The 4336-nt window shown below is 64.0% G+C and carries 3 protein-coding genes; 2 read left to right on the plus strand and 1 reads right to left on the minus strand.

Features of this window, described 5'->3' with window-relative positions:
• Positions 1 to 86 precede the first annotated feature (86 nt).
• Positions 87 to 2387 carry a bifunctional salicylyl-CoA 5-hydroxylase/oxidoreductase gene (locus VN047_RS22310; protein WP_325546620.1) on the minus strand — a complete coding sequence of 767 codons (2301 nt, stop codon included), beginning with the start codon at positions 2385 to 2387 and terminating at the stop codon, positions 87 to 89.
• Positions 2388 to 2529: 142 nt separating this feature from the next.
• Here VN047_RS22310 and VN047_RS22315 point away from each other — a divergent pair, with 142 nt between their 5' ends.
• Positions 2530 to 3699 (plus strand): pyridoxal phosphate-dependent aminotransferase, encoded by a 1170-nt coding sequence (locus VN047_RS22315; protein ID WP_325546622.1) that lies wholly within the window; start codon positions 2530 to 2532, stop codon positions 3697 to 3699.
• Positions 3700 to 3742: 43 nt separating this feature from the next.
• The coding region (locus VN047_RS22320) for a hypothetical protein (RefSeq protein ID WP_414712749.1) at positions 3743 to 4336 on the plus strand (594 nt) is incomplete at its 3' end.

A 4336-nucleotide genomic window follows, 5' to 3' on the forward strand; every position in this document is an offset into this window, starting at 1 on the left:
CCTCGGCGGCGAGCGCGCGGGCGACCGCGGCGCCGATCCCCGATCCGCCGCCGGTGACGACGGCATGCATGTCCTTCAGTCGCATCCTACCCTCTCAACGCCGCTTCCTGCTCGGCCGCGCGTTTCATGTTGCGGGCGAGCTGGCTTATCCCGTTCCGGTAGCCGGGCGGCACCGCGGCGCCGCGATAGTCGTGCTGCGCTGCCGCGCGCAGCGTCCACATCGGGTCGATCATATGCGGACGCCCGATCGCGACCAGATCGGCGCGGCCGGCCGCGAGGATCGAATTGACATGGTCGGTTTCGAAGATGTTGCCGACCGCCATCGTCGATACGCGCGCCTCGTTGCGCACCTGATCGGCGAAGGGCGTCTGGAACATGCGGCCATAGACGGGCTTGCAATCGGCCCAGGTCTGGCCTGCCGATACGTCGATCAGGTCGGCGCCCGCGGCATCGAACGCCCGTGCGATCAGCACCGCTTCGTCGGGAGTCACGCCCGCATCGCCCATCCAGTCGTTGGCGGAGATGCGCACCGACATCGGCCGTTCGGCGGGCCAGGCGGCGCGCATCGCGGCGAACACTTCGAGCGGGAAGCGCAGCCGGTTTTCGAGGCTGCCGCCATATTCATCGGTGCGCCGGTTGAGCAGCGGGGTGATGAAGCTCGACAGCAGGTAACCGTGCGCGGCGTGCATTTCGACCATGTCGAAACCGGCGTAGATCGCCATGCGCGTTGCCGCGACAAACTGGTCGCGCACCATGTCCATATCGTCGCGGGTCATCGCCCGCGGCGTCTGGTTGGCGGGGCTCCACGCCACGTCGGATGCGGCGATCAGCGGCCAGTTGCCTTCGTCCAGCGGCTCGTCCATTCCCTCCCAGCCGATCCGGGTCGATCCCTTGGCGCCCGAATGGCCCAGCTGAAGGCAGATCTTCGCCTTGCTTTCGCGGTGCACGAATTCGGTGATGCGGCGCCAGGCGGCGGCATGTTCGGGCGTATACATGCCGGGGCAGCCCGGGGTGATCCGTGCTTCGGGCGAAACGCAGGTCATTTCGGTATAGACGAGCCCCGCGCCGCCCTGCGCGCGCGCGCCGTAATGGACGAAATGAAAGTCGCCCGGCGTGCCGTCGGTCGCGCAATACATCGCCATCGGCGAGACGACGATCCGGTTTTCGATCGCCATCTCGCGCAGCTTGTACGGCGCGAACATCGGCGGTGCGCCCTCGTCGCGTCCGCCCGGCGCGCGCGACTGGAACCAGCGCTCGACGCTTTCGAGCCAGCTTCTGTCGCGCAGTCGCAGATTCTCATGGCTGACGCGTTGCGAGCGGGTGAGCAGCGAATAGGCGAACTGGACCGGCTCGAACGGCAGATAACGGTCGAGCGTCTCGAACCATTCGGTCGAGTTGCGCGCGCTGTTCTGCAGTTTCAGCACCTCGATATTGCGCTCGGCCTGATATTCCTCGAGCGCTTCGGCGCGGCCCAGACCGGGGCGGCTCAGCACCTCGGCAAGCTTGATCGCATCCTCGAGCGCGAGCTTGGTACCCGAACCGATCGAAAAATGGGCGGTATGCGCGGCGTCGCCCAGCAGGATGAACTTGTCGTATGACCAGCGGCCGGTGATGATGCGCCGGAAGTTCAGCCAAGCCTGCGGTCCGGGCAGGTGGGTGGCGTTCGACATCAGCGGATTGCCGTCCAGATATCGCGCGAAGATCTTTTCGCACAGCGCAATCGCTTCGGGCTGGTCCATCTTGTCGAGGCCAAGCTTCGTCCATGTCTCGGGCTCCATCTCGACGATGAAGGTCGAAAGCTCGTCGTCGAAACGATAGGCGTGCGCCCATACCCAGCCTGCTTCGGTGCGCTCGAAGGCGAAGGTGAAGGCTTCAAACTGCTTCGCGGTGCCGAACCAGAAGAATTTGTTCTTCTTGACCTGGATGTCGACATCGAAATGTTCGGCATGGGCATTGCGGATGCGGCTGTTCGCGCCGTCGGCAGCGATCACCAGATCATAATCGGCCCAGTCGGCAAGGTCCGCGCCCGCTTCGTGCTCGAAGTGCAGCCCGATACCCAGTTCGCGGGCGCGGTCCTGCAGGATCGCGAGCAGGCGCTTGCGCCCGATGCCGATGAAGCCGTGTCCCGACGAGCGGATGCATTCGCCGTGGATATGGACGTCGATATCGTCCCAATGCGCAAATTCGTCGCGGATCGTTGCGCCGCTGACCGGATCGTTCGCCATCAGATTCTCGACCGTCTGGTCGGAAAAGACCACGCCCCAGCCAAAGGTGTCGTGGGCACGGTTGCGCTCGAAGATGTCGATGCTGTGCGCGGGTTCGCGCAGCTTCATCGAAATCGCGAAATACAGGCCTGCTGGCCCGCCTCCGACACATGCGATCCTCACTCGAACGACTCCATCGCCATTGACCGATGATCCGATTCCTAGGCTTCGCATCAAAATGCTTCAAGCCTAAAATTTTAAGCTTGAAATATCCTTTATCACACAATTATTCACGTGTATGGGAATCATCGGGAGGTAGCGATTGATGAAATGGCCGGCACAACGCCTGACGGCGGGATCGAAAAAAAGCTTCGGCATGTACGACGAGGCGTCGAAGCTCGACGCTGCGGGCGCCGACCTGATTCACCTCGAGTTCGGGCGGCCGCACGCCGACACGCCCTTGCACATCAAGGAGGCGGCGAAGGCCGCGCTCGATGCCGGCATCGTCCACTATGGCGACTTTCGCGGGACGCTGTCGTTCCGGCAGGCGCTGGCCGAAAAGCTGAAAAGCTTCAACGGGCTCGACTATGGGGTCGATGAAATCCTCGTGACGAACGGGCTGACCCATGCCTCTTTTGCCGCCTTCATGGCCGCGATCGACCCGGGCGATGAAGTGATTCTGCTCGACCCCTATTATCCGCAGCATATCGGCAAGACCGAGCTTGCCGGGGGCACGGTCGTGATTGCCGGGCTCGACAAGGCGAATGATTTCGCGATTTCGAAGGAAAAGATCGCGGCGAAGATCACCGACCGGACGCGGATGATCGTGCTGATCAATCCGGCGAACCCGACGGGCCGCGTCTACAGCCGCGCCGAGCTGCAGAATGTCGCCGACCTTGCGATCGAGCATGATCTGCTCGTGCTGTCGGACGAGGTTTACGAATATATCACCTATGGCGCCGCCGAGCATGTCAGCATCGCGAGCCTGCCCGGGATGCGCGAACGCACGATCACCTGCTTCGCCTTCACCAAGGCCTATTCGATGGATGGCTGGCGCATCGGCTATCTGACCGCCGATGCCCGGCTGATGCCGGCGATCATGCGCGTCACGATGACCGACGTGACGCACGTCAACGTCTTCATCCAGGAAGGCGCGCGCGCTGCGGTCGAGGGACCGCAGGACGCGATGCTGGCGATGGTCGAGGCGGATCGCCGCAAGCGCGACATCGTCGTGCAGGCGCTGAACCAGATGCCGGGCGTGACCTGCCCCGAGCCCGAGGGCACGATCTATGCCTTTCCCGACATCAGCGCTACGGGGCGTTCGTCGCAGGATCTGGCGATGGCGATCCTCAAGGAAGCGCATGTCGTCGTCGAATCGGGAAGCTTCTACGGTGCCGGGGGCGAGGGACATCTGCGCGTCTGCTTCGGATCGGAATCCGAAGCGCGGGTGACCGAGGCGATGGAGCGGCTGACGCGCTTCTTCAACGCGCTCTGATAGAGGCTGCGGCAACGGACTTTTTGCGATCGGGAGACAGGCCTTGAAGATGAAATTGCGCGCGGCGGCCGCGCTGATGACCGCGCCCTTGCTGACTTTCGCTGCTCCGCCGCCGCTTGCCGCGCAAACCGAAGCCGCGCCGTCGGGCTATCCCGCGCTGCTCGCGCTTTACGAGGAATTTCGCGCTTTCGTACCGCCGCCGATGGTCAAGGGCGTGCCCGATTATTCACCCGCGGCGATGGCGCGGCATTATGCCGGGCTCAAGACATTCGAGGCGCGGCTGAAGGCGATCGACGACAGCGCCTGGCCGGTCTCCGAACGCGTCGACTATATGGTCGTGCTCGCCGAAATGCGCGGGCTCGAGTTCCAGCACCGGGTCGTTCAGCCGTGGAAGCATGATCCCGCTTTCTACAGCACGACCAATCTCGGCTTCGGGCCCAAGATGCATGGCGCGCTCGCGATCCCGAAGCTGCCGCTGGCGGCGGACGAACTCGCCGCGTTCAAGGCCCGGCTCGAAGCGGTTCCCGAAGCGCTGCGACAGGCGCGGGCGAACCTCACCGACCCGCGCGGCGATCTTGCGCGGCTCGGGATCGCGCAGAAGCAGGTCGAGGTGAACGTCTACGGCGAACTCGCCGCG

The organism is Sphingopyxis sp. (assembly GCF_035565275.1).
In the GTDB taxonomy this organism is placed as follows: Bacteria; Pseudomonadota; Alphaproteobacteria; order Sphingomonadales; family Sphingomonadaceae; genus Sphingopyxis.